The sequence below is a fragment of the Niallia sp. FSL R7-0271 genome, from assembly GCF_038005785.1.
Lineage (GTDB): Bacteria > Bacillota > Bacilli > Bacillales > Cytobacillaceae > Niallia.
Genome location: NZ_JBBOTZ010000001.1, coordinates 1317202 through 1342298, shown reverse-complemented (window position 1 = coordinate 1342298; position 25097 = coordinate 1317202). Strand labels below are relative to the sequence as shown.

Annotated in this window: 23 protein-coding genes; all 23 read right to left on the bottom strand. The window is 40.0% G+C overall.

The genetic code is table 11. The features are described 5' to 3' along the window. Positions 1-6 precede the first annotated feature (6 nt). On the bottom strand, positions 7-828 hold the full coding sequence (gene pgeF / locus MKX82_RS06780) for a peptidoglycan editing factor PgeF (RefSeq protein ID WP_341075928.1): 822 nt from the start codon (positions 826-828) through the stop codon (positions 7-9). 78 nt (positions 829-906) lie between these two features. Beyond that, the gene (locus MKX82_RS06775) at positions 907-1170 is read right to left on the bottom strand and encodes a YlmC/YmxH family sporulation protein (protein WP_233314484.1); all 264 of its coding nucleotides are present in this window, start codon (positions 1168-1170) and stop codon (positions 907-909) included. 166 nt (positions 1171-1336) lie between these two features. Then, complete coding sequence (sigG, locus tag MKX82_RS06770) at positions 1337-2116, bottom strand: RNA polymerase sporulation sigma factor SigG (RefSeq protein ID WP_233314485.1); 780 nt, start codon at positions 2114-2116, stop codon at positions 1337-1339. 257 nt (positions 2117-2373) lie between these two features. Further along, the gene (gene sigE / locus MKX82_RS06765; protein WP_233314486.1) at positions 2374-3093 is read right to left on the bottom strand and encodes an RNA polymerase sporulation sigma factor SigE; all 720 of its coding nucleotides are present in this window, start codon (positions 3091-3093) and stop codon (positions 2374-2376) included. A gap of 43 nt (positions 3094-3136) precedes the next feature. After that, positions 3137-4078 (bottom strand): sigma-E processing peptidase SpoIIGA, encoded by a 942-nt coding sequence (spoIIGA, locus tag MKX82_RS06760; protein ID WP_233314488.1) that lies wholly within the window; start codon positions 4076-4078, stop codon positions 3137-3139. A 279-nt stretch (positions 4079-4357) separates the two neighbouring features. Next, positions 4358-5506 carry a cell division protein FtsZ gene (gene ftsZ, locus MKX82_RS06755; protein WP_233314489.1) on the bottom strand — a complete coding sequence of 383 codons (1149 nt, stop codon included), beginning with the start codon at positions 5504-5506 and terminating at the stop codon, positions 4358-4360. A 111-nt stretch (positions 5507-5617) separates the two neighbouring features. Then, positions 5618-6907 carry a cell division protein FtsA gene (ftsA, locus tag MKX82_RS06750; RefSeq protein WP_233314490.1) on the bottom strand — a complete coding sequence of 430 codons (1290 nt, stop codon included), beginning with the start codon at positions 6905-6907 and terminating at the stop codon, positions 5618-5620. Between the two features lie 144 nt (positions 6908-7051). After that, a complete protein-coding gene (locus tag MKX82_RS06745) occupies positions 7052-7420 on the bottom strand; it encodes a small basic family protein (RefSeq protein WP_233314492.1) in 369 nt (122 codons plus the stop codon). Continuing rightward, on the bottom strand, positions 7420-8148 hold the full coding sequence (locus MKX82_RS06740; protein WP_341075925.1) for a DUF881 domain-containing protein: 729 nt from the start codon (positions 8146-8148) through the stop codon (positions 7420-7422). The genes MKX82_RS06745 and MKX82_RS06740 overlap by 1 nt, the downstream gene beginning before the upstream one ends. A 50-nt stretch (positions 8149-8198) precedes the next feature. After that, positions 8199-8900: a DUF881 domain-containing protein gene (locus MKX82_RS06735; RefSeq protein ID WP_233314494.1), complete on the bottom strand. Its 702-nt coding sequence runs from the start codon at positions 8898-8900 to the stop codon at positions 8199-8201. Then, complete coding sequence (locus tag MKX82_RS06730; RefSeq protein ID WP_341075924.1) at positions 8890-9687, bottom strand: cell division protein FtsQ/DivIB; 798 nt, start codon at positions 9685-9687, stop codon at positions 8890-8892. The genes MKX82_RS06735 and MKX82_RS06730 overlap by 11 nt, the downstream gene beginning before the upstream one ends. 237 nt (positions 9688-9924) lie before the next feature. Next, positions 9925-11016: an undecaprenyldiphospho-muramoylpentapeptide beta-N-acetylglucosaminyltransferase gene (gene murG, locus MKX82_RS06725; protein ID WP_233314496.1), complete on the bottom strand. Its 1092-nt coding sequence runs from the start codon at positions 11014-11016 to the stop codon at positions 9925-9927. Positions 11017-11481: 465 nt separating this feature from the next. Then, a complete protein-coding gene (gene spoVE, locus MKX82_RS06720) occupies positions 11482-12582 on the bottom strand; it encodes a stage V sporulation protein E (protein ID WP_233314498.1) in 1101 nt (366 codons plus the stop codon). A gap of 140 nt (positions 12583-12722) precedes the next feature. Continuing rightward, positions 12723-14075 carry a UDP-N-acetylmuramoyl-L-alanine--D-glutamate ligase gene (gene murD, locus MKX82_RS06715; protein ID WP_233314499.1) on the bottom strand — a complete coding sequence of 451 codons (1353 nt, stop codon included), beginning with the start codon at positions 14073-14075 and terminating at the stop codon, positions 12723-12725. Between the two features lie 2 nt (positions 14076-14077). Next, entirely contained in the window at positions 14078-15052 is a 975-nt protein-coding gene (gene mraY, locus MKX82_RS06710) for a phospho-N-acetylmuramoyl-pentapeptide-transferase (RefSeq protein ID WP_341075919.1), read from the bottom strand. A 2-nt stretch (positions 15053-15054) separates the two neighbouring features. Beyond that, positions 15055-15477, bottom strand: coding sequence for a hypothetical protein (locus MKX82_RS06705; protein WP_233314501.1), 423 nt, complete (start codon positions 15475-15477; stop codon positions 15055-15057). Then, positions 15474-16946: a UDP-N-acetylmuramoyl-L-alanyl-D-glutamate--2,6-diaminopimelate ligase gene (locus MKX82_RS06700; RefSeq protein WP_233314503.1), complete on the bottom strand. Its 1473-nt coding sequence runs from the start codon at positions 16944-16946 to the stop codon at positions 15474-15476. The genes MKX82_RS06705 and MKX82_RS06700 overlap by 4 nt, the downstream gene beginning before the upstream one ends. Positions 16947-17163: 217 nt before the next feature. Then, positions 17164-19077 (bottom strand): stage V sporulation protein D, encoded by a 1914-nt coding sequence (locus MKX82_RS06695; protein ID WP_237941162.1) that lies wholly within the window; start codon positions 19075-19077, stop codon positions 17164-17166. Between the two features lie 140 nt (positions 19078-19217). After that, positions 19218-21377, bottom strand: coding sequence for a penicillin-binding protein (locus MKX82_RS06690; RefSeq protein WP_237941161.1), 2160 nt, complete (start codon positions 21375-21377; stop codon positions 19218-19220). A 3-nt stretch (positions 21378-21380) separates the two neighbouring features. Continuing rightward, positions 21381-21737: a cell division protein FtsL gene (gene ftsL, locus MKX82_RS06685; protein WP_233314509.1), complete on the bottom strand. Its 357-nt coding sequence runs from the start codon at positions 21735-21737 to the stop codon at positions 21381-21383. 20 nt (positions 21738-21757) lie between these two features. Further along, a complete protein-coding gene (gene rsmH / locus MKX82_RS06680; protein WP_233314510.1) occupies positions 21758-22690 on the bottom strand; it encodes a 16S rRNA (cytosine(1402)-N(4))-methyltransferase RsmH in 933 nt (310 codons plus the stop codon). A 38-nt stretch (positions 22691-22728) separates the two neighbouring features. Then, on the bottom strand, positions 22729-23160 hold the full coding sequence (gene mraZ, locus MKX82_RS06675; protein WP_233314511.1) for a division/cell wall cluster transcriptional repressor MraZ: 432 nt from the start codon (positions 23158-23160) through the stop codon (positions 22729-22731). 238 nt (positions 23161-23398) lie between these two features. After that, the gene (bshC, locus tag MKX82_RS06670; protein ID WP_233314512.1) at positions 23399-25033 is read right to left on the bottom strand and encodes a bacillithiol biosynthesis cysteine-adding enzyme BshC; all 1635 of its coding nucleotides are present in this window, start codon (positions 25031-25033) and stop codon (positions 23399-23401) included. Positions 25034-25097 lie beyond the last annotated feature (64 nt).

The following is a 25097-nucleotide window of genomic DNA, read 5'->3' as shown; positions in this document are numbered from 1 at the left end:
CTTACTTTAAACATCCTCTCTCCAGCCAATAAAGCTCATCATTCTTCCTGTTTTCCCTTGATCTCGCCTGTGGGAATAAAAGTATGACTCCTGAACACTTGTGCAAAGGCCAGTCACCAAAATGTTGGATTCCTGAATACCTGCCTTTATTAACAGCTGTTTGTTCAGCTTTTGTAAACTCAATGAATATTGATTCGGGGAGACAAGCACATATGGCTTATCATCATCTTTATTTAACGCATCTTCAACTCTGTTTATGACACGCCCGTCTACTATGTATTGTTCGTCAGTTATGGACGGACCGATGGCTACTTCAATTTCACTCGAATCAATTCCGTGTGATTTGAACACCTCGACCATTTTGTTGGCAATTTTCTTAACAGTACCTTGCCAGCCGGCATGGGCAATGCCGATCGCCTTCGTTTTCCTGTGGATGAAATACAGCGGAACACAGTCAGCATAGCAAAGGGTCAATAAAATGCCTTCATCCATTGTAAATAAGCCATCTGTATCTGGCAATGCACTTTCATAGTCGCACGCCCCTTTACCTACATCTGCTTTTGTCACTTCCCAAATGTTGTTCTTATGGGTTTGTTCAGAACCAACCCAATTTCTCAACGGGAAATGGAGTTTATTTGCGACAATTTGGCGATTTGCTGTTACCTTCTCATTTGAATCATTAACATGATAGGCCATATTTAAACCTTTATGATGGCCAATGCTTGTGCCGCCGTTTTTTGTAGTGAATCCTGCTGCTAATTGCGGGTAGTCTTTACACCATGATTGAATGGTAAAATATTCATTTTCATGTAATAAGAAAGGTTCCATTTTTTATAACCTCAGCTTTTTTTTATAGTTTACCATAGACTTGTGCATTGGTCATAAAAAAACCAATAATATTTCGCCCTATTCTTCCACTTCTGTGAGCTCGAGCGACTTTGTATATTTAACTAAGATTACGTCTTCTCCGATTTTTAAAATATTGCTCCATGGAATCACAATATCTGCTTCTCTATTGAAGAATCCTAACACCTTTCCTGGCCCGCCAATAATAATCGATTCAATCTTTCCTGTCTGCAAATTAATATCTATATCTCCAATATTACCAAGCTTTTTCCCATTCGCTACATTGACGACATCTTTTATTTGAAAATCAGAAATTTTAAGCATTGCTCCCACTCCTATATAATAATCACTGAATGCAAGGATAGCCTTTATAAAAATATATGTTGCCAATTACGATAATTAGTACAAATTCTCGTACGTCAGGAAGATAATTGCCCATAAAAAAACTGCCGAAACATTTTTTCGGCAGTTCTCATGTACAAGCTCACTACTAGCTTTGGATATTTTTATTCATTTGTTTAATAGCAGCCTTTTCCAGTCTTGATACTTGAGCTTGGGAGATACCTATTTCATCAGCAACTTCCATTTGCGTTTTCCCTTGAAAAAAACGCTTTCTTAAAATAAGTTTTTCCCGATCGTTCAATCTTCGCATTCCTTCTTTGAGGGCGAGTTCTTCCACCCATTGTATATCCTTGTTCTTCTCATCACTCAATTGATCCATCACATAGATTGGATCGCCACCGTCATTATAGATCGGCTCAAAAAGAGAGACTGGATCTTGAATTGCATCCAATGCGAAGACGATATCCTCATGGGGAATATCAAGCTCTTTTGCAATTTCCTCAGCTGTTGGTTCCTTTGATGTCTTGCTCATTAATCGCTCTCTGACTTGCAATGCTTTATAAGCTATATCCCTTAAGGATCTGGACACCCTTATCGGGTTATTGTCACGCAAGTAACGGCGAATTTCACCAATTATCATCGGGACAGCATAGGTGGAAAACTTTACGTTTTGACTTAAATCAAAATTATCAATAGATTTCATTAGACCGATACAACCAACTTGAAATAAGTCATCGACAAACTCGCCTCTATTGTTGAACCTTTGAATCACACTTAATACAAGGCGGAGATTTCCATTAACGAGACTTTCTCTTGCGGTAATATCTCCCTGATGCATTTGCTTGAAGAGCTCTCTCATTTCTTCGTTTTTCAATACTGGAAGCTTAGATGTATCCACACCGCAAATTTCTACTTTATTTCGAGTCAATCTATTTCCCTCCTCACAGGAGCTGCTGTACAAAAAACAGTATCTCCTTGAGAAGGAAAAATATGCATAAGTGATTTTCCATCCTAATCCAAATTCACTACCGTTTTCTCTTCAAAAAACTATCAGTACAATGTTTTTCTGCAATAATAATTCACACAAAAAAATTTTTTATTCGACAAAAAATGCCAGCCGCACTTTCTAACAAGAAAGAAGAATTAATTCATCCTTGTTAGTTGAAGTTTAGCTGACAGATCACTCTACACCATTTTATTAAATTCCTTTTGCAGTCTTTTTATAATCCTTTTTTCCAATCTGGATATATAGGACTGAGAAATGCCAAGCATATCTGCTACATCCTTCTGCGTCTTTTCTTCGCCTGTTCCAAGGCCGAAGCGCAGCTCCATAATTTGCTTCTCTCTTTTAGAAAGCTGATGCAATGCCCTTATGAGCAGTTTTTTATCGACGCTTGCATCGAGGTCTTTCGTGATGATATCTTCCTCTGTACCCATTACATCTGATAACAGCAGTTCATTGCCATCCCAGTCAATATTCAGCGGTTCATCGAAGGAAACCTCTGACCGTATTTTATTGTTTCTTCTCAAATACATCAGTATCTCATTCTCGATACATCTTGATGCATATGTAGCAAGCTTGATTTTCTTTTCAGGATTAAAAGTATTGACAGCCTTTATTAGTCCGATGGTTCCAATACTAATTAAGTCTTCAATATTGATGCCCGTATTCTCAAATTTCCTGGCAATATAAACAACAAGACGCAAATTACGTTCAATTAAAATAGATCTTGCTGCCTGATCACCTTCTGGCAGCTTCAGAAGCAGTTCTTCTTCCTCTTCTTTGCTTAACGGTGGAGGCAATGCTTCGCTTCCGCCAATATAAAAAACTTCATCTGTTTTCAAACCTAATTTCATTAATAGCTTATACCAGTAGTAAGTTAAGCGAAGCTTTAGTTTTTTCATAATTGTCCTCCTTCTAAATGATGTATCAAAAGAGTATAGTATATTAACTAACCATTCCTTCGTTTACCACATTGATTTTTTTGCCTGTCAGCATTTTAGGATGCACAATGCATGAAAAAGCATCATCTGATGAAAGCTGCTGTCTTGTAAAAGAAATCAGCCCTTTTTCCACTAAATATTTGTCATCTTTTTGTTCAATGACAAGCTGTTCTGGCTTAATGGCAATCATGAGCTGATGCTCTTTCCCCATCACCTTATAGGGGATAATGCGCATCCGGTATTGCCAGTCATCACTTAGCTGCTTTTGCCCATGAATAATCGCTTCCGAGTCATCAACAATTTCACATAACTCAGCTGGCAGATCATCGCCCATTCCATTAATAGATACAAACATGACGGGAACTCTTGAAATTGGATCATATACTTGGTTGCCGCTGTCAACGAGCCCCTTTAAAGTAAAAGCCTTACCGGCTATTTGAAAGCTCACTTGGACAATCTCTTCATATTTGATTTTTGTTATTTCAATGCTTTCTACATTCTTTCTAGAAAAATGCCAGGCTGCTGGAAAGCCAAGCAATACAAACAGCCAGCTGATTGGATCACCAAAACCTTTAACACTAGCTAGCATAACAGAAGAAGATAATTGAAAATCAAACTGAACAAAATAATGGCTGCCAATCAGGACCCCTCCAATCAGGAAGGTGACAAAATAAAAGGTCATTAATCCACTAAGATAATAGCGCAGTCTTTTAAAGCCAAAAACAGTCAAAATCATCACACAAGAGAAGCCTAGCTTTGAAATCGGGTGACTTGTATAGATGTGGTATGGAGTAACTGCCAAAAGAATGATTATCGATCCTATCAGGCCGCCGCACAGCACTCTCCAAAGCTTTACGTCTCTTTTTAAGATGATGGCTGTCAAGTAGAGCAGCAAGCTGTCAAACAAGAAATTTAGCAGCCATATGACATCTAAATAAACGGCCAAGTAGTTTGAGCCTCCTTCCTAAAGTTTTATGGCATGATTGCTTGCTCATCTAACTCTATTAATCTGTTACGAAAAAGTATAACCTACTGCTTGAGGAAAGTGTGTCACTTCCTGTAATCAAAAAATCAGAAATTTTCTCTATTAACAACAGATTTTGTCACTATTTCTTGCCTTCTGCTATAAGTTTGTTCTAATGGTAAATTTTCAGTTTTTTTAAAATGAAATTATTTCCCAGGCTATGAAAGCATAAAAAAAAAGCGGGAAATTATCCCGCTTTTTTTATCTTCTGCGATTTCTGTTACGTAAGAATGTTGGTATATCCAATGTATCTTCACCTGTTTGGATTGAGTTTCCGCGTACAGGCTCTTTTGCACTGTTTGGATTTTCCTCGCGTTTCACTTCACGTGAGCTGCTAGGGTTGCTTGAAGGCTTCATGCTATTTAAAGATGGCCTTGAAGCAGATACTTGAATCGCATCTTGGTTAAATCCAGTTGCAATTACTGTTACGACAATTTCGTCTTTTAAGTTTTCGTTAATAACAGAACCGAAGATCATGTTAACATCTTGGTCAGATGCAGAAGCGACAATGTCAGCTGCTTCCTGAACTTCATATAGGCTTAAGTTAGATCCGCCCGTAATGTTCATTAACACACCTTGCGCTCCATCGATAGATGTTTCAAGCAACGGAGATGAAATTGCCTTTTTCGCTGCTTCTGCCGCGCGATTTTCTCCTGATGCAACACCGATTCCCATCAATGCAGATCCTTTGTTAACCATGATTGTTTTCACATCAGCGAAGTCAAGGTTGATTAACCCTGGTGTTGCAATAAGGTCAGAGATACCTTGTACACCTTGACGGAGTACATTATCTGCTTCTCTGAATGCTTCAAGCATCGGAGTGCTCTTATCCACAATTTCAAGCAAGCGGTCATTCGGGATGACAATCAAAGTATCTACAGCTTCTTTAAGAGCAGAGATACCGCTTGCTGCATGTGTTGAACGCTTTCTTCCTTCAAATGTGAACGGTCTTGTTACAACACCAACTGTTAATGCGCCGATGTCTTTTGCGATTTGTGCGATAACAGGAGCTGCACCAGTACCTGTTCCGCCTCCCATACCTGCAGTAACAAATACCATATCAGCTCCTTTTAGAGCCTCTTCGATTTGTTCTTTGCTTTCCTCTGCAGCTTTTTTACCCACTTCAGGGTTAGCACCGGCACCCAAACCTCTTGTCAGTTTGCCGCCGATTTGCATTTTCACTTCAGCTTTTGATAAGTTCAACGCTTGTGCGTCCGTATTTACTGCAATAAACTCTACTCCTTGAACACCATGTTCAATCATTCGATTGACAGCATTGTTCCCGCCGCCACCGACACCAATAACTTTTATTACAGCTAATGAATCTATATTTGTATCAAATTCTAACATGACAAATCCTCCTAATTCGTCGATATTCAGCAGTATCGAACTGTCCGCGTCTCAAATCTTGGTGATATGGAGTAAACATACCATTTTAATAGTTCTTATGTTTTTTATCTTTTAATCGAAAAAGTATCCCATAAATTTCTTTAGCTTGGAAGGTCCTTTTTCGACAGGCTGTTTTTCGTATGAAGCTTTTGGTGGAGCCTGTTTTGGTGCTCTTTTTTCCTTTGGTTCCCCAACTGCAACAGGCTCAGCCTGTTGAATACTGCCGCCTTGCAGCTTGTTGTTCTTGTATGAGAATTTAATCAAGCCGACAGCAGTTGTATATTGAGCTTCCCTTACACCAATATAATCAGGTATCGCGATGCGGACCCGATTTTGGAAAACTTCCTGGGCCAATTCCAAAATGCCTTTTGTTCCGGCGACTCCTCCAGAAAGTACGAAACCGCCTGGAAGATCATACACACCTAGTCTTTCTAGCTCGTCCATCACTAAATCAAACATTTCTTCCAATCTTGCTTCAATAATATCGGCAATTTCCAGTTGGTTGAACTGCTGATGCTGGTCACTTCCGATAATCGGAACGCTGAATACTTCTTCCTCTGATGCGTGATTGTAATAGGCATAGCCATATTTCACTTTGATTTTTTCTGCATCTTCGGTTGTTGTTCGCAAGCCAATGGACAGATCTTTTGTTATATGATCTCCTCCGATTGGCAAGACGCTTGTTTTTTTCAAGAAGCCATTTTCAAAAACAGCGATTGTAGTAGACCCGCCTCCAATATCAAGCAGTGCCACTCCAAGATTTTTTTCATCCTTTGACAGCGCGAAGGAACCAGCGGCAAGAGGCTGCAATGTAATATCAACAATCTCAAGGCCTGCTTTTTCCACGCAGCGAAGCGTATTATGTAATATTGTCTTGCTGCCTGTTATAATGATTCCTTCCATTTCAAGGCGGACGCCTATCATCCCGCGAGGATCTGTAATTTCATCAAGACCATCCACGATAAACTGCTTTGGGATAATGTCGATTATCTCCCTCTCAGGCGGAATGGAAACAACTTGTGCTGCATCCTTTACTCTCATTACATCTTCTATTGTTATTTCACGATTTTCACTTGAAACTGCCACTACTCCATGTGAGGGCTGCAAGCTTACATGATTTCCCGAAACGCCAACAATAACTTGTTTAATTTCTACACCAATCATTCTTTCCGCCTGTTCAATAGCTCTTCGTATGGAATGAACGGTTTCATCTATATCGACAATAGAACCCTTCCTCAACCCTTCTGAAGGTACGATGCCTACTCCAATAATGTTTAAGGACTCATTAATCATTTCGCCGATGATTACTTTCACGCTGGATGTACCGATGTCTAGACTTACATAAAATTCATTGCTGTTCATTCTCGGGCACCTCCTTTTGCTTTTTAAAAATAAGTGAACAACAGCTATCCTGCTTATTTAGCGAATGTTAAATTTTAATGAATAAAATTCCCTATTAATATATTATTTATTAAATAATTCGCCAAAACTAATATATTCCCTTTTTTATGATTGATTTTTTTCAGTTTTTTCTCGTTTATTTTCCCACTTTGTCAAGATGATTCTTCTAATGACTGCGATATTTTGAAACAGCCTTACACCGAAGGCAAATATGGCAGCTAAGTATAAGTCTACACCAAGATGAACACCGAGAAAAGCTAAACTTGCAGCAAGGAGAATATTAAAGAAAAAACCTGATACAAACACCTTTTCATCATATATGTTCTGCAAATGCGCCCTGATGCCGCCAAACAGCGTATCGAGTGCTGCTAGTACTGCAATTGACAAATAGTTGGCATATTCATCCGGGACTGTAATATCTGTCATAAGACCAAGTGATATGCCGATAATAAGGCCAAATATAGGCAGCCACATTAAGCACCGCCTCCTTCTTCATCTCCTGCAGGCTTCATATACCGAATCCGGATATTGTCTTCATATGCTGGAATGGTTATTGTTTGCTGCGGCTTTTTAACATCCAGCAACAGATTGTCCATAAAGAAATCATCCGCTGATTGTGAAACCTTCATGCGATTATACAGCTGCTCGGCACTGTTTTTATCTGCAGCAATCACTTTTATCGTCAAAGGAAATTTGTTGACAGAATAACCGTTCAGCTTTGTCTCCCCATTAATATCCCTAATGACAGAAGTATTAATGTAACGATGTTCGTCAATGGCTATTTCCTTTGCGCCGTACAAATTCAACTCATTAATGAGCCGTTTCAAAAGATCGGCTGTAATGGCGCCTTGCTCATCACCCATCAGCAAATCTGAGCTGACAGGCTGAATGGATATAACGATTCCATATCCAGCTTTTTCTGTAAGACCAATATCATCTTTCAGCTCAGCAATTGTCTCTTGAAGGAGCTCTTCTTTCGTCTGTGAGCTGTCGCTTTTATACTCGTCGACTTTTTGGCTGTTTGCACGAATATCGCTTAACAGCTTAAGCTCCGTTTCTTTTTCCTTGAGAAGGGCTTGCTTTAACTCCCAAGTATCCCTTGTGTCTCTCACCTTCGGCTTTTTGACTGTTTGGAATTGAACGGCAAGCATAAACCCGATTACTAGCAAGATTATTGTCATAGTGAAAAGTTTTTTGTTCATGCCTTCACCATACTTCCATAATAAATATTCGGCAGCACATCTCTTTTCACCTAATTTGTTCTAAGTGCCTCCATTGTAATGGTCTCTTTCTTTTCGAGTGTGAATTTGATGTTTTCATTCACCAATGTATCCTTCACTCCGCCTTTAATGTTTAATGCACCTTCCATTACTTCACTGTCTCCAATGGCAGTAATCACAAATGGAGCAGGATACTGATTTCCGTCAATTTCAATCACAGGTCCATTACATAGAATATAAGAATCATGGCTTAAGCGCTGGCCGTTAATGCTAACGGCTGCTGCGCCTGAAACATAAAGCTCATTCACCACTTCAAAGATATGATGTTCATGAACAAGATAATTATTAACATTATCATCATTCGGATCATAATTCCCATCTTCTAGAGTAACCTGCACTCCTTGTCCCACAACGCCAACCTTGCCTAAATACATGCGGTAATTATTGGCATCTTCAGCAAGATTGTAATAGGCATCCGCTTTTGTGGAGAGCTCTTTTTCGTAATCGGACAGATCCTTTTGAACTTGTTCGAGCTCTTTATAAAGCTCATTATTTCTTTCTTCTTGTTCGATCAGCTCATTTCGCAATGCAAGATCCCGATCAAACTGGCTGTCACTCAAACTTTTCGGACCGTCTTCAGCATTGGCCATTTGGAAGGCAAAGGCAACAATGAACCCTAGTACAAGAAAAACAAAAGAAAAGATTACGTGGCTCCCCTTTCGTTTATTCTTCACTATTTCCCTCTCCTTCTGATGATCCATACTCCTTGAAATAAGAGCCGACTTCTAAGTCAATAACACCCTTTTTCTTTGGATTCAATTGGCTGATAATCGATGGATAGTGTTCCATCTTCTCTGCAAAAGTGCTTAAAGAGGCTGCCACTTCAAATCCATCATTCATAAATACATTAATATGGTATGAATCCGTTTTTTTCGGTGTGTAATGGATCTCAGAGATAGCATTGTAAACACCAGCTGGGAGTTTTTTCAGCTCCTTGACTGTTTTCTCCAACGCTTTGTCATTATCGAAATCCATAATGAGCGGAGCATCATACGGTGTTGATTCAGAGCTTCTTCCCTCTAATTCAGTTCCGCTTTCCAGAATGGGAATATACTTATTGCCGCTTACCATGTAAGCAATCCGTTTATATTCTTCCACTTCAATATTCACTTTGTTTGGAAGCTTTAAAGAAACAGAGGATGACTTGATTTCAGGCAGTGCATTCAGTTTTTCTTCAATCTTGTCCTTTTTTATAGTCCAAATATTTGTCGAAGAGCTGATTCCGCTGATTTCCTCTATCTCCCCTTCCGTATACAAGATGTTTCCTGTCACGATTGTTTCTTTCACATTGCTTAATGGTGACTGAAAGTAAATAATGCATCCAATGAGGAGAAAAAATAGCATGAGCAGAAATATGAGGCGTTTGTTTGCTTTCTTTTTTCGCTGCTGTTTCAATTTAGGAATTCTATCTTCAATGGAAACAATCTTCCCTTTATCCAAATAACCACCTCTAACAAACAAGCAACAGTATGTAAGCTGCCGTTTCATAATCACTTAATATATATCGGAATATATCTGTTTTATTTAAAGCAGAAAATGTCTTGTTTTGAAACTTTTTTCATGACTTTCAAGGTGATAAAGCTTGTCTATTACAAATATAATAGACTTAACTCTTCTAATGTTTGATTATAGCATCCTGATTACATTAATTGAAGAAAAGTCTGGATGGGAAACGGAAAACTTTTCCCACCCAACTGATTATTTTGTGACATCCTTCATAACATTGAAAAGTCTCATCGCAGCATCTGGAATCCCTAATTCCAATGAAGCAGCTTTCATGCTTTTCAACTTTTCAGGCTGCAGCATAATATCATCGATGTCTTTCACCAGGCTATCACCAGTCAATTCACGTTCAAGCAATAGTTTTGCTGCACCGTTATTAGTAAGTGAATGGGCGTTTTTCTCTTGATGGTTATTCGTCACGTAAGGGCTTGGGATTAAAATGCTTGGAATTCCAAGGGACGTGAGCTCAGCCAATGTTGTAGCTCCTGCCCTTGCTACTGTCAGGTCAATTCCTGCAAGCACCTCTGGCATATTATGCACAAACGGTTTGATAATCACATTTTCCGGATTGCCGACTTTTTCGACTTCCTTCTTCACTGATTCATAATGGACTTCTCCCGTTACATAAAGGATCTGATAATCCTTCTTCCCAAACTCAGGCAATGCAGCAATAACCGCATCATTAATCGGTCTCGCTCCTCTTGAGCCTCCAAAGATTAGCACAGCTGGGCTATTAAGTTTAAGTCCGGCAGAAAGCTTTCCTTTAATTGCATCCTGGTTTAATACTTCCGATGCACGAGGGTTGCCTGTTAGAACAACCTTTTCCTTCGGGAAAAACTGTTCGGCTTCGGCAAAGCATGTTGCCACTTTATCGACATACTTGCTCAAGAATTTATTAGTCAATCCAGGCACACTGTTCTGTTCATGAATAATCGTAGCAATCCCCATTTTTGCGGCAGCATACACTACAGGTCCGCAAACATAACCGCCTGTTCCAATTACCACATCTGCTTGGAATTCTTTCAAGATTTTCTTGCATTTATTGACACCAGAAATAAATCTCCAAACGGTTTTCACATTTTCAGGTGAGAGCTTTCGTTTAAAACCAGTTATATGTATCGCTTTAAATGGAATATTTTCACGGCGCACTAGTTTACTCTCTAGCCCTTGTTCTGTTCCTATGTATAAGAACTCGACATCCTTGACTTCTTTTTGTATTTCACGGATTAAGGCAAGTGCTGGATAAATATGTCCTCCGGTACCACCGCCGCTAACCACTATTTTCATTTTCCCACCTCATAACACGTACTTGTTCTAGCTGCTTATTTAAGCATTTATTTACGATTTTCAAATCTTCTTTATTATAGCTTTATTTATGAAAAACAGAAACTATCTTCTTTGAATATTTTGGAGGATTTTCTTAAAGCCCAAAACTAGATGTTCCCTATTGTACTATATTTTAAACCTATTCGTGTAATTTACTAAAATTGAAAACAAATTGTAATACATTTATTGAAGGATAAAAAGAGCTTCATTTGCGGGGCTTGCATTAATAACCCCTTGTCAAACAAGCATTTTATTTGAGCATCCTCCCCCTTCCCCTCCCCTCTCCCTACATTCGTAGTGAAATAATTGTTATCATTTGTTTATATTAGTGAATTATATGAAGATTTTAAATAAAATTACCTGCTGAACGCATAAAAAAAGGAAGGCTTTAAGCCATCCTCTCCGTGTAATGCTGCTTCTCTTTATTTAATATCTCGAATAGCGACTCACATTCAATAAAACCCCTATTGCCACAAGCATTAATGTCAAGGAAGATCCGCCATAGCTTAAGAACGGCAGTGTAATCCCAGTAACTGGCATTAAGCCTGTTACAACTCCGATATTGATCATAACTTGAATGGCAACCATTGCGATAATTCCTACAGCTAGCAAGCTTCCAAACAAATCTTGTGCTCCGAGGGCAATCCTAATGCCTCTCCACAGCAGTAAGGAAAACAGCAGCAGGATCAAAGAGCCTCCAATGAATCCAAGCTCTTCTGAAAGAATCGCAAAAATAAAGTCCGTTTGCGGCTCTGGCAAGTAAAAGAATTTTTGTCTGCTTTCTCCAAGCCCTAGGCCAAACAATCCTCCTGGTCCTATCGCGTATAAAGACTGAATGATTTGAAAGCCGCTTCCAAGAGGGTCTGACCACGGATCAAGGAAAGAAGTTATCCTTTTTATCCGGTACGGCGCTGAGGCAACCAGTCCGACAAAGCCGGCTAGTCCAATCAAACCGAGAAACACGAAATGCCGTATTCTTGCACCAGCGATAAAAATCATCACAACACTTGTCCCAACCATGACGGTGCCTGTCCCTAAATCAGGCTGAAGCATAATCATCCCAAACGCTAAAAATACAATGCCTAATGCTGGCACAAGCCCCTTTTTAAAGGAAGTAATCTTTTTCTGATTTTCTGACAGAAATTTTGCTAGGAAAGCAATCATCGCCATCTTCATAAATTCTGATGGCTGAATGGAGAATGCTCCCACTCCAATCCAGCTGCGCGATCCATTACGGACATTCCCAATTCCCGGTATAAGTACAAATACTAACAGAACAAAACATACAATAACGATAATTTTCGCCCATGTTCTCCAAGTCCAATAGTCGATATTCATGATGAAAAACATGGCGACAATCCCGACTCCGGCAAAAAGCATCTGTCTTTTTGCAAAGAAGAAAGAATCATCAAACTTGTAATCTGCCCATACAGCACTTGCACTGTACACCATGATCAGTCCTATCGCCAGTAATGTAAACGTGATGATAATAAGGAATATGTCGGGAGTTGTTTTTTTTGTCGGCACCTTTTCCACACCTCGAGTTGCAAGTATTAGGGCTTGCATCGGACTTTAGAATGAAGGGTGACATTCCTATCCCTTTTAAAGTGATAAAATCACCTTAATCATCATTTTCCTAATTTGAAACGATGGATGTAAACAAGCCCTTATTTAAGCTTATGCACCGCTTCAATAAAAATGTCTCCTCTGACTTCAAAAGTTTTGTATTGATCCCAGCTTGCACATGCTGGTGACAGAAGGATAACATCGCCTTCCTCAGATAGCTGGAAAGCAGCCGGTACAGCTTTGTCCACATTATCGACACGTTGGATAGTTTTTATTCCTGCCTCTTTGGCAATTCGCTCCAGTTTTTCAGCAGTTTGGCCAAACGTAATCATCGCCTTGACATTTTTAAGGGACGGAATGAGCTCATCAAACTCATTGCCTCTGTCTAAGCCTCCAGCAAGAAGAATGGTCGGTGCCGTAAACGCTGCAAGCGCATTTTCCGTCGCAAGGATATTCGTTGCTTTTGAATCATTATAAAAGCGTCTCCCTTGGATCTCATCAATGAACTGCAATCTGTGTTTTACCCCTTTGAATGAGCTCAATACACGGTGAATGCTGTTATTGTCAACACCAGTCAGCTTCGCTGCCGCAATGGCAGACAAAATGTTTTCCAAATTATGAGCGCCAGGCAATACGATATCCTTAACCTCAATCACTTTTTCATCATGGAAGTAAATAGAACCATCTTTTACAAATGCTCCGAATTCAAGGGGCTTTGCTGTTGAAAAAGGAATGATGGTTGCTTTGCTTCTGCGGGCAATATCCATTACCACTTCTTGCTCCACATTGACAATAAGGTAATCATGCTCATCCTGGTTGTTTGTAATATTACCCTTCGCTTTTGCATACTCATCCCTAGTGCCATGGTAATCCAGATGGGCATCATAAATATTCGTAATAATCGCGACTTTCGGCTTGAATTGATCAATCCCCATCAGCTGGAATGATGAAAGCTCAATAACAATTTGATTGTCGGCTTCTGCTTTTTGTGCGACATCTGCAGCAACAGTTCCAATATTCCCCGCAATCAGTGGCTTTTTGCTGGCAGCCTCAAGCATCTCAAACAATAGGGTAGTTGTCGTTGTCTTGCCATTTGAACCAGTAATCGCAAGAAAAGGAGCCTCAGAAACCTTATAAGCAAGCTCCACTTCTGTAATGATAGGAATCCCTTTTTCTACAGCTCTTTCAACCATTGGGTTATAGTATGGAATACCAGGATTTTTCACAATTAATTGAAATCCTTCCTCTAATAGCTCCACAGGGTGACTGCCGCATATAACCGTAATCCCCTGCTCCAGCAATTCTTGCGCCTCAGGATTTTCTCCAAGTGGCTTGCTGTCGTTCACAGTCACAAACGCCCCTAATTTATGCAAAAGAGAAGCAGCGCTAACGCCACTTTTCGCAAGACCTAATACAAGTACCTTTTTATGATGATAATCAGTGATATGTTTCATTTTTATAACCACACCTCAATATAAATTCCTAATACTGCAAACAGCAATCCTACACTCCAGAATGTCACAACAACGCGCCATTCTGACCAGCCTACAAGCTCATAATGATGGTGAAGCGGGCTCATTCGGAAAATCCTTCTTCCTGTTGACTTAAAGGAAATTACTTGAAGGATAACTGACAATGTTTCGATAACAAAGACTCCCCCGATTAGAATAAGCAAAATTTCCAGCTTCGTTAAAATAGCGATTGCCGCAATTGCTCCTCCTAAAGCTAATGAACCTGTATCTCCCATAAATACCTTCGCAGGATGGGCATTGAATACTAAAAAGCCTAAAACAGCACCGACAATTGCCACAGAAAAAATGCTGATTTCAAACTGTGACTGGCTCCATGCAAGTACCGCAAACGCACCAAAGCTTATGGCAGAGGTTCCGGACACTAGTCCGTCTAAACCGTCTGTAAGGTTGATTGCATTTGAAAAACCTACAAGCCAGAAGACGATGAATATAACATAAAACCAACCGAGATCAAATGATTTATCAATCAGCGGAATATTGATGCTTGTTGAGAAATCATTTTGCATCAGCACAAAATAGAAAATAACGGAAATAACAATTTGACCTAAAAGCTTTTGTCTGGAAGTTAATCCTAAATTCCTTTTCATCACAACTTTAATAAAATCATCCAAGAAGCCAAGCAATCCGAATCCTAACATAACAAAAAGGAGCATGTATGTTTTCATAGTCGGCTCTGTAAACTTATAAGTCATTACGAGTGTTGTTACGACAACAGATAATAAAATCATCAGACCGCCCATTGTTGGCGTCCCTGATTTCTTCTGATGGGATTTTGGGCCTTCCTCTCTAATGCTTTGTCCGAATTTCAGCCTTCTCAAGAAGGGAATAAAAACTGGTGAAGTAAGAACCGTTATTAAAAACCCTAATATTATTGTAAAAAAGATAACTTTCTCCATCATGTTCATTCCCCTCCTTTCACAGCGCCAAGCACATTTTTGATTACAGCTCCGTCGTATGTTTCCAAGGCCTTCGCGCTTTTGTCTTTTGCATAAATAAATTTAGCTTGTTGTTGTCCATTTAAGTTTTGTTCATATAGTTCGATCATTTTGTATAAGCCTTTCTTTATATCATTTGTATAGAATATTGGAAAATGATTTGGTGTATAGGATGGTATTTCTTCTTCTTTGTCCCATATTGCTCCTATTGCACCATTTGCAATTGCTGTGGACAAATCCCCGGACTCTTTGCCATACAAGGGCGCAAACAGTCCTTTAGTCTGCTGTTCATCACTGAAAAAAGAAACCGTCAAAAAGTTTATCTCTTCATTTGCGTATCCTTTCGCATCAGGAATTGCCTGCAGAATAGTTTTATAGGACAGTGTCATTTTTTCACTCCTAATATCGCCTCTTTCGCTACAAGGCGGTCATCAAAGTCAAAAGTTTGTGCTCCTATTTGCTGATACGTTTCATGCCCTTTACCTGCAATTAAAATAACATCATTTGCTTTTGCAGTCTTAACCGCATGATCAATAGCTTCTTTTCTGTCGGCAATGACGTTATATTCCTTGCCAGGAACGCCTGAAACCATGTCTTTCAATATTTCAAGCGGGTCCTCGCTTCTTGGGTTGTCGCTTGTAAATATAGCATGGTCGGCATATCTGCACGCTATCTCTGCCATTAAAGGACGCTTCGTTTTATCTCTGTCACCGCCGCAGCCGACAACAACATGAATATCACCTTTTGCAAACTCTTTAATGGTTACAAGGGCATTTTCAAGACTGTCTGGTGTATGAGAATAGTCGACGATAACAGAAAAATCCTGACCTGCATCAACTGTCTCAAATCTGCCTGACACACCCTTTACTGATTCAAGGGCGGAAATAGCCGTTTCCATTGGAATGCCGCTCACAAACGCTGCTGCAATACTCGCTAAAGCATTATATACACTAAATTTGCCGACCATTTGCAGGGAAACGGCATAGCTTCCTGCAGGTGTTATTAATTCAAACTTCGTTCCACCTGCATCGATATGTATATCCTTCGCCATGATGTCTGCATCTTTGTCAATTCCATACGTAACGACAATTGCTGCTGTCAGTTTTTCATATTCTTCACTTGCAGCATCATCCTTGTTCAAAACAGCATATTTCGGATGTTTTGTTGAATAAACATTGCCCAGCCTTGTGAATAACAAGCCTTTTGCTCTTCTGTATTCATCCATCGTGCCATGGAAATCTAGATGATCCTGTGACAAGTTCGTAAACACTGCCACATCATAATCGCAGCCAAACACCCTGCCTTCATATAAGGCATGGGAAGAAACTTCCATCACGGCAGTATCCACCTGTTTTTCTGTCATTTGATGAAAAATCTTTTGTAAAGTTACTGCTTCTGGTGTAGTGTTTTTTGTTTCCTGAATTTCATTGTCTATTTTTGTATACATTGTTCCAATGATACCTGTACGTCTATTAGCCTTTTGCAGGATTGTCTCAATCAGATGGCTTGTTGTTGTTTTGCCATTTGTTCCTGTTATGCCGATAAGCTTTAGCTTTTGTGTTGGATGACCATAGAACGCGTCAGCAAGAATGCTGCTCGCCCTTTTTGTGTCCTTCACAATAATGACCGGTATGTCAAAGTCTTCCGCTAATTCTCTTTCTGCAAGGATAGCAGCGGCACCTGCCTCATAAGCCTTATGAGCAAAATCATGTCCATCGACAGTAAATCCTTTGATGCAGATGAACAAGCTGCCTTGACCCACTTTGCGGTTATCATTTTCAATTGAAGTGATTTCTGCATCTGTTCCATTATATAAAGCATATGGCCCTAAGCTTTTTAATAATTGTTTTAACTGCATGATTCAAATCCTCTTTTCTAATAAATCCATATGTACTCATTTTATTCATAAATACTAATATTATATCAAATGCATGACCAATGTTAGAAAATGCATTTTTTCTTAGCGTTTATATTTTACATGATAAAAAGGAATTGTGCCATCGTGTTCGGTTTTTTCTCCGTAATAATGAAAAATAAAGGCGGCGATTGTGCCGCCTTTATCTTAAAAGGTGTGGTTAATTATTATAGTATAAACGAATGGTTGAGCCGTCTTTTACCTTTGTTCCCGGCTCTGGCGACTGCTTGATAACAGTGTCTCCGCTTCCGCTCGGCTCAATCTTGAGGTTAAGGAAAACTTCACTGATTTCTTTTTTCGTCAGGCCTACTAAATCTGGAACTTCGATTAAAGGATTTTCTGGATATTTATATTCTTTTTCCAGCTGATCCTTCCTTTCCTTCACTCCAAGTGCGCGAAGGCTGTCACCCATGATGCTTCCTACAATCGGAGCTGCTACTACTCCACCAAATTGGACTGTACCTTTCGGATTATCGACCGCCACATACACGACAAGCTCAGGATCGTCTGCTGGTGCGAAACCGATAAAGGAAACAATAAAGTTATTCTCTAAATATTTTCCGCCAGAAGCTTTTTGGGCTGTTCCTGTCTTCCCGCCGACACGGTACCCATCTACAAAGGCTTTCCCCCCTGAGCCTTGGGCAACGACGCTTTCCAGCGCTTCCCTGATTTTTTTCGAAGTATCTTCGGATATTACCTTCCTTTTTGCAACTGGCTCCTTCTTCATAATGACTTCACCTGTGTTTGGGTCAATCAGCTCGCTTGCCACATATGGCGTGTACAATGTGCCACCATTGATGGCTGCTGATAATGCTGTCACCTGCTGGATAGGCGTTACAGCAACACCTTGTCCAAAGGCAGTTGTCGCAAGCTCAACAGGTCCGACCCTATCTAAGTTAAAAAGGATACCTTTCGATTCTCCCTGAAGATCAATTCCGGTTTTTTCGCCAAATCCGAAGCTGCGAATATATTTAAACAAAGTATCCTTACCCAGCTCTTGCCCTAACGATACAAATCCAGGGTTACAGGAGTTTTGGACAACTTCTAAAAAGGTTTGTGCACCGTGCCCGCCGCGCTTCCAGCATTTCAGCTTCGTTCCATCGACATCAGCATAACCTGGGTCTGTAAATGTGTCTTTTTCCAAGTCTACCTTGCCTTCTTCTAAGGCTGCAGCAAGGGTAATAATTTTGAATGTCGATCCCGGCTCATATGCGCTCCAAATCGGCAAGTTTCGGTTAAAAACCTCTGATGAAACATTACGGAAATCTGCCGGGTCAAAGCCAGGTCTGCTTGACATCCCCATAATTTCACCTGTATTCGGATTCATCGCAATGGCGATTATGCTGTCTGGATTGTAAGTCTGTTCGGCGATATCCAGCTCCCGCTCTATAATTGTCTGCACTCTCGTGTCAATTGTCAGCTTCAAGTCGTTTCCGTTAACAGGGGCTTCGTAATCATCTGCCATATCATTCATCCTCTGCCCTTTAGCATCAGAATAATATTGCACAGACCCCTTCGAGCCTTTTAATTCATCATCATATTCCAGTTCAAGACCTATTAAGCCTTGATTATCTATCCCTGCAAATCCTAAAACATGTGACAAGTAGTTTCCGTAAGGATAAGACCTTTTAGAATCCTCTCCTATATACACACCGTCAATATCTAACGCTCTTACCTTTTTTGCCTTTTCGTGAGAAATCTTTCTGCCCTCAGGCAATCTGACACTCATTTCTTTTTGAATTAACTCTTTATATATCTTCTCCTTGTCCGCTTCTAGGACTGCCGCAAGCTTTTCAGCAGCATCTGCTGGGTCCTTTAATTGCCGTGGAACAACATACACGGTTGGAGCACTGATATTTGTCGCTAATGCAACACCGTTCCTGTCAACAATTTCGCCTCGTTCCGGCTCAAAGGAAATTTGTCTGCTCCATAAGCTTTTCGCTTTGCTTGTCAATTCATCCCCAAGAAAAAATTGCACATACCCAAGTCTCAAGTCAATGATAAAAAAAATAGCAATGCCTACAATTAAAGCAATCGTCAACCGCTTACGAACGGTTACGTTTGAAACCCGCATCCATTTAGAACCTCCTTTTTCTATGGCTCGTTCCAATATATGCTTGTACACCTCTGTTTAGAATCAAAGACTATAGAAGTTGCAGGCATTTACCATCCCTTTACAAAAAAATAAGGCCCGCTGCATGCGGACCTTATTTTTTATTCTGGTTTTTTCAATTGTATCGTTAATGTATCATTTTCCTTGACTGTTTTACCTGCTTTTATGCTTTGCTTTGTCGCATAGCCGTTGCCGTTCGTTTTCAGCTTTAAGGACTGCAAGTCTGTCACTTTTAGTATATCTCGCAATGACCAGCCAATCATATCTGGCACAGTTCCTTTTCCGTCTGTCTTCACGACAATTTTTTCTCCTTCGAGATAACTTTCCCCTGCAGCAGGGAGCTGGTCTGTAATCGTGCTACCTTCACCTGTTACTACCAGTTCTAAACCAGATTTCTTCAGTTCTTTTTCCGCTACAGATGTGCTCATACCAGCAAGATCTGGGACATCAACTGTTTGCAGGGAACTGTCAGCAGTAGGCTGAATCTCCATATATTGAAGGCTGCTCTTCATAACAGATGTAAAGATTTCAGCAACAGGGTCAGAACCTGTTTGTGTTTCTTTCAATTCAGGCTGCTGAACTGCCACATACATAACAAGTTCTGGGTCGTCCTTCGGCGCCATTCCTAAAAAGGAGAAAACATAATTGCTGCTTCCTGTTAAATAGCCGCCGCCTGCTTTCGGAATGGAGGCCGTGCCCGTTTTACCGGCAACACTGTACCCATCAACATTATATTTTTTATAGCCTGTCCCTTTAGGATCTGTCACTACTGTTTCTAAAATGTCGCGAACTTCTTTTGCTGTAGCTGCTGAAATAGGAGTTCCGACAACCTCTGTTTTCACTTGTTTTACCACTTTATTCGTATTCGGATCAACAATCTTGTCAATTACATGTGGCTTGACCATTTTGCCGTCATTGGCAATGGCAGTTACCGCTTGGATTTGCTGAATAGGAGTCAAGGCTGTTCCTTGTCCATATGCAGTTGTAATTTTCTCAACAGGCCAAGTAAAGGCAATCGAGCTGTTCGCTTCATGCGGCAAGTCAATCCCTGTTTTTTGGTCAAGTCCAAAGTTTGTGATGTACTCTCGCAGCTTTTCAAAGCCAAGCTGTTCTTTCGCAATTTTTGCAAAGGCCACATTAGATGAGCGCTGAACTCCTTCTAAATAAGTTATTGATCCCCAGCCGCTTCCATTATGGTCATGGATTGTCTGCGAATTTTTTGTTACTTTGTATGAACCTGATTGATATTTTGCGTTTGCATCAAACTTGCCCTCTTCAATCGCCGCTGCCAATGTGAAGATTTTCATCGTTGACCCAGGCTCATAGGAAGTTTCGATTGCTTCATTATGCCAAGTAGCATTGATTCCTTCCAATGTTTCCGGGTCAAAGCTAGGCCGCTGGCTCATAGCTAAAATTTCACCAGTTTTTGGATTTGCCACAATCGCAATCATCTTTTTCGGATTATACTTCTCCTGCACCTTCGACATCGTATCTTCTAGGAAGGATTGAATTTTTTTATCCAATGTCAAATAGACGTCATCACCGTTCTGAGCAGGTGTTATATCTTCCTCTGAATCTGGCAGTATATATCCCCAAATATCCCGCTTATAATTTAAGTAACCGTCTTTACCTGTGAGAAGATTATTCAAGCTCTCTTCAATGCCCAGTTTTCCTGTAGCTGTATATTTACCTGTTGCCTCATCTTCCTTTTCCTCTACATACCCGATGACGTGGGAAGCAAATGTTCCATTAGGATAGAAGCGTTTTTTCCCTTCCACTATGAGAACACCAGGAAGCTTTAAGTCTTCAATTTTCTTCTTTGTTTCATAAGAAAGATTTTTACCTGCAGATCCGAATTCTACCTGCTTAGCTCCTTCTTTTGTCAAGATTCTATATATCTCTGATTCTTCCATATCAATATATTTAGCAAGCTCTTTAGCCGTTTTTTCTGGATCAGCCACATGAATTGGATTTTCAGTATCATTCTTGCTCAAAGAACTGTCTGTAACTGCTACAAGCTTATAGGATGACGCATCCTCTGCAATCACATCTTTATTTCTGTCATAAATCGTCCCTCTCGACGCTTCTAATACCATAGAGGAGCTGTATTTTTTTTCAGCTTCTTTTGCCAGCACCTCACCAGAGACTTTCCCTGTTGATTGAATGACGGCAAACCGGACGATTAAAATAAAAAAGAGCAGACAGAAAAATAAAAACAAGATGGCTGCTCCAAGGTTAATATTCTGCTGCTTTCGAATCATTTTTTATTGCACAACCTTTACATTATCTTTGCTAAAATCAAGGCCAAGTTTTTCTGCCACTTCCCTAATTCTTTCAAAGCTGCTCAAATCCTTCACTTCAATATCCAATTCCTTATTGGACTTCTCAAGCTTAGAAATCGAGCCTTCGGCAACTTGGATATCCTTGTTCACTTGATAAATCTCTGCTTGGTTGCTGACAATCTTCACACCGCCAATGCACAGCAATGCAACGAAAGCAATTCCAAGCAGTTTTTCTCCAGGAGATAATAATGATTTAGTTTGCTTTATTACCTTTTTAAATGTTTGTTTTTCTTCTTGCTGAAACTGTTCCTGCTGCAGCTTTCGCGCTAAATTGCTCATTTGTATACCTCCTAAAGTTTTTATAATTTCTCTGCAATGCGAAGCTTCGCAGATCTTGCTCTGTTATTTTCTTCAAGCTCTTCTTCAGACGGAACAATCGGTTTCCTAGTGATTAGCTTTAACTCTGGCTGAAACTCATCAGGAATGATTGGCAAACCTGGCGGTAAGTCAGGTAAATCGCTCGCCTTTTTAAATGCAGCCTTGCAAATTCTATCTTCAAGGGAATGGAAGGTAATGACACTTATTCTTCCGCCCTTATTTAACAATGAAATAGCTTGTCCAATGGAGTCTTCAAAAACACCCAATTCATCATTTACAGCAATTCTGATGGCTTGGAATACTCTTTTTGCCGGATGTCCGCCTTTTCGTCTTGCAGGTGCTGGAATTGCGTCTTTAATTAATTCAACAAGCTCCCCAGTCGTTTCTACAGGCTTTGTTTCCCTTGCCGCTTCAATCTTGCGGGCGATTTGCTTTGAAAATTTCTCTTCCCCATAACGGAAAAAGATTCTCACTAAATCTTCATACTTCCAATTATTAACAACTTCGTATGCAGATATATCTGCATCACTGTCCATTCTCATATCGAGAGGGGCATCATGGTGATAGCTGAAGCCTCTTTCTGGTGTATCTAGCTGAGGTGAGGAAACACCTAAATCGTAAAGCACCCCATCCACACCTGTAATTCCAAGATTATGTATTTCTTCCTTTAAATTGCTGAAGTTGCTTTTGACGATTGTCAGCTTGTCCTTATAGGGTTCAAGTTTTTTCTCTGCATTCATGATAGCTGTCTCATCTTGGTCAAAAGCAATCAGTCTGCCTTTGTCAGATAGTTTGGATAGAATCAGTTCACTATGTCCTGCTCCACCAAGCGTACAGTCGACATAAATGCCATCTGGTTGTATATTTAAGCCGTCAACGGCCTCATTCAGCAATACTGTAGTATGTTTAAACATGTTGTCCACCTGTCTATAGATTATTCTAAAAACCATTTTTAAATATCAAAGCCAATCATATTTTCTGCAATTTCTGCAAAAGAATCCTCAGATTCTGAAAAATATTCTTCCCAGAGTGATTTACTCCAGATTTCGATGCGATTGGATACACCTAAAATTATGCATTCCTTTTCCAGCTTTGCATACTGCACAAGCGGGGAAGCAATATTAATGCGCCCTTGTTTATCGAGCTCGCATTCTGTGGCTCCAGAAAAGAAAAAACGTGTAAAAGCCCGAGCGTCCTTTTTCGTTAAAGGCAGCGCCTTCAGCTTCTCTTCTATTATCTCCCATTCTGAGAGCGGGTAACCGAATAAACATTGATCAAGTCCGCGGGTTAGTATAAAGGTTTCCCCTAAATGGTCCCTAAATTTCGCAGGTACGATCAAACGACCTTTGGCGTCAACATTATGATGATATTCGCCCATAAACATACCTGCAACCCCCACTTTCTAACCTCAATGTACCACATTCCCCCACTTTCCACCACTGATACATAAATTCTATCTGTATTATGCATTTCCTGCAAGAGATATCCCTGTATTTTTATAAGCAAATTTTGCGGTTTCGCCTTTTATTTCGGCTGTTTTACTGAACATTTGAGGAAAAATGTTTGATTTTGCCTGATAAACGCAAAAAAAGCTGCCCTTTTTAACAGGACAGCTACAAATATTACAATTTAACAACCTTGTGGCTGCCGTCAAACTCCATCGGCAGCTTCAGTACATCTTCAAGGAAATGAAGACCAAAGTGATTCAAAAAGTAGAAAATATTCCATACACGCTCTTGCGGTATCCCGTCTGGCCTGATACATCGTTCAATTCGTGCATACTTATTTAAAATCACCTCATGCTTCGTCTTTAGGTCCATTTCCACCTTTTTAGCGAGGAAATCCACTTGATTAAGCAGGAGATTCTCATTCTTTTGAAGCAATGGCAGCATGCCTTTCATGGTTTTTTCCATTTCACTTTGCAAATCCTTGTATTTATTGGCAATGTCGGATTTCAGCTGAACAATAAGATCATCCACCTTATCATTGCTAACAGCTGCAAGGAACGAGTTGCATGCTTCCTCTGTGCCTGACTGTAATACATCTGCGAGCGTTAAACCAAGCTCTTCCATATCAGCTTCCACACATCTCTCAAGCAAGGTGATATTTAGACGCGGTACAATTGGCGGCATTTTAATATTCATTTGTTCAAAAGCCTGCTTCAGTTCGCCCCAATAAGCGATTTCCCCAGGACCGCCAATAAACGCAAGTGTCGGGAAAAGAAGGTCCTGCATGATTGGTCTTGTCACCACATTATTGCTAAGCTTATGAGGGAATTCACTTGCGATTTCCTTTAATTCCTCTAACGTAAAATGTACTGTCTGGTCTTTACCGACAAACAGACTTTTTTCTTCATCATATGTAAGCAGTATTCTCTCTGAATTTTCTTCATCATAATAGAACAAGTTGACAGGATTATCACTCATTTCAATAACTGTAGAATAGCCGCTTTCTTTAACAATCGTTTGCTGTTTTTGAACAGCTTCTCCTATTTCTTTAAACTGGTCTATTTGGTTTAAGAAAATTTCTTTTTCGAGAACACGTAATGCTTTATCACCTGAATCAACAATCAGTAAACCAAACTCCTGGAATAAGTGCATCACTAAATAGCTGAACAGGTCAACAAAAGTATGGGATGCATCAACTGCCTCTTTCACTAATACCAAGAGCTCTTTTGAATGCTCTGTTTCGCCATCAGCCTTGATTAGCTTCTCTGCCCATGCATAACAAATTTCTTTATCGAGCTCAATATCGGAAGCCATCTTCTTTTCCACTACCCTTTGCGGGAATGTTTTTCTTTCCATTTTCTCTGCTCCAGGCACAAATACATGGTTTACTTCCAAATAATCATGATCTTCACCAGCAATCCAAAATACAGGAACTACAGGTATTCCAAGCTCACTACCCTTTTTTTCTGCAAGGAGAATGATGCTGATGATTTTATGTACAGAATAGAGCGGGCCTGTAAGTATACCAGCCTGTTGTCCACCAATGACAACAACACTGTTGTCCTTTCTTAAATTGGCGATATTTTGCTGGACTTTCTCTGATTGCGGAAAAGCTCTCATATAACCAGCAATATGATCAGCTAATTCATTTCTCATGAACTGTCTCTTCTCCAGTTCCTTCACCCTTTGAAAATAACTATCTTTATCACCATGATTATAATGATAAAAACCTTTCACTTTATCGTCCTGTGATAAATAATCTGTCACAAACTGATTCCCCGCTGGCAACGAGAGATTTACCATCTCCATTTATGTACTTCCTTTCTCATCAAAAAAGTTTTCATTTTTATTTATTATTTTATGTCGTCCGTGA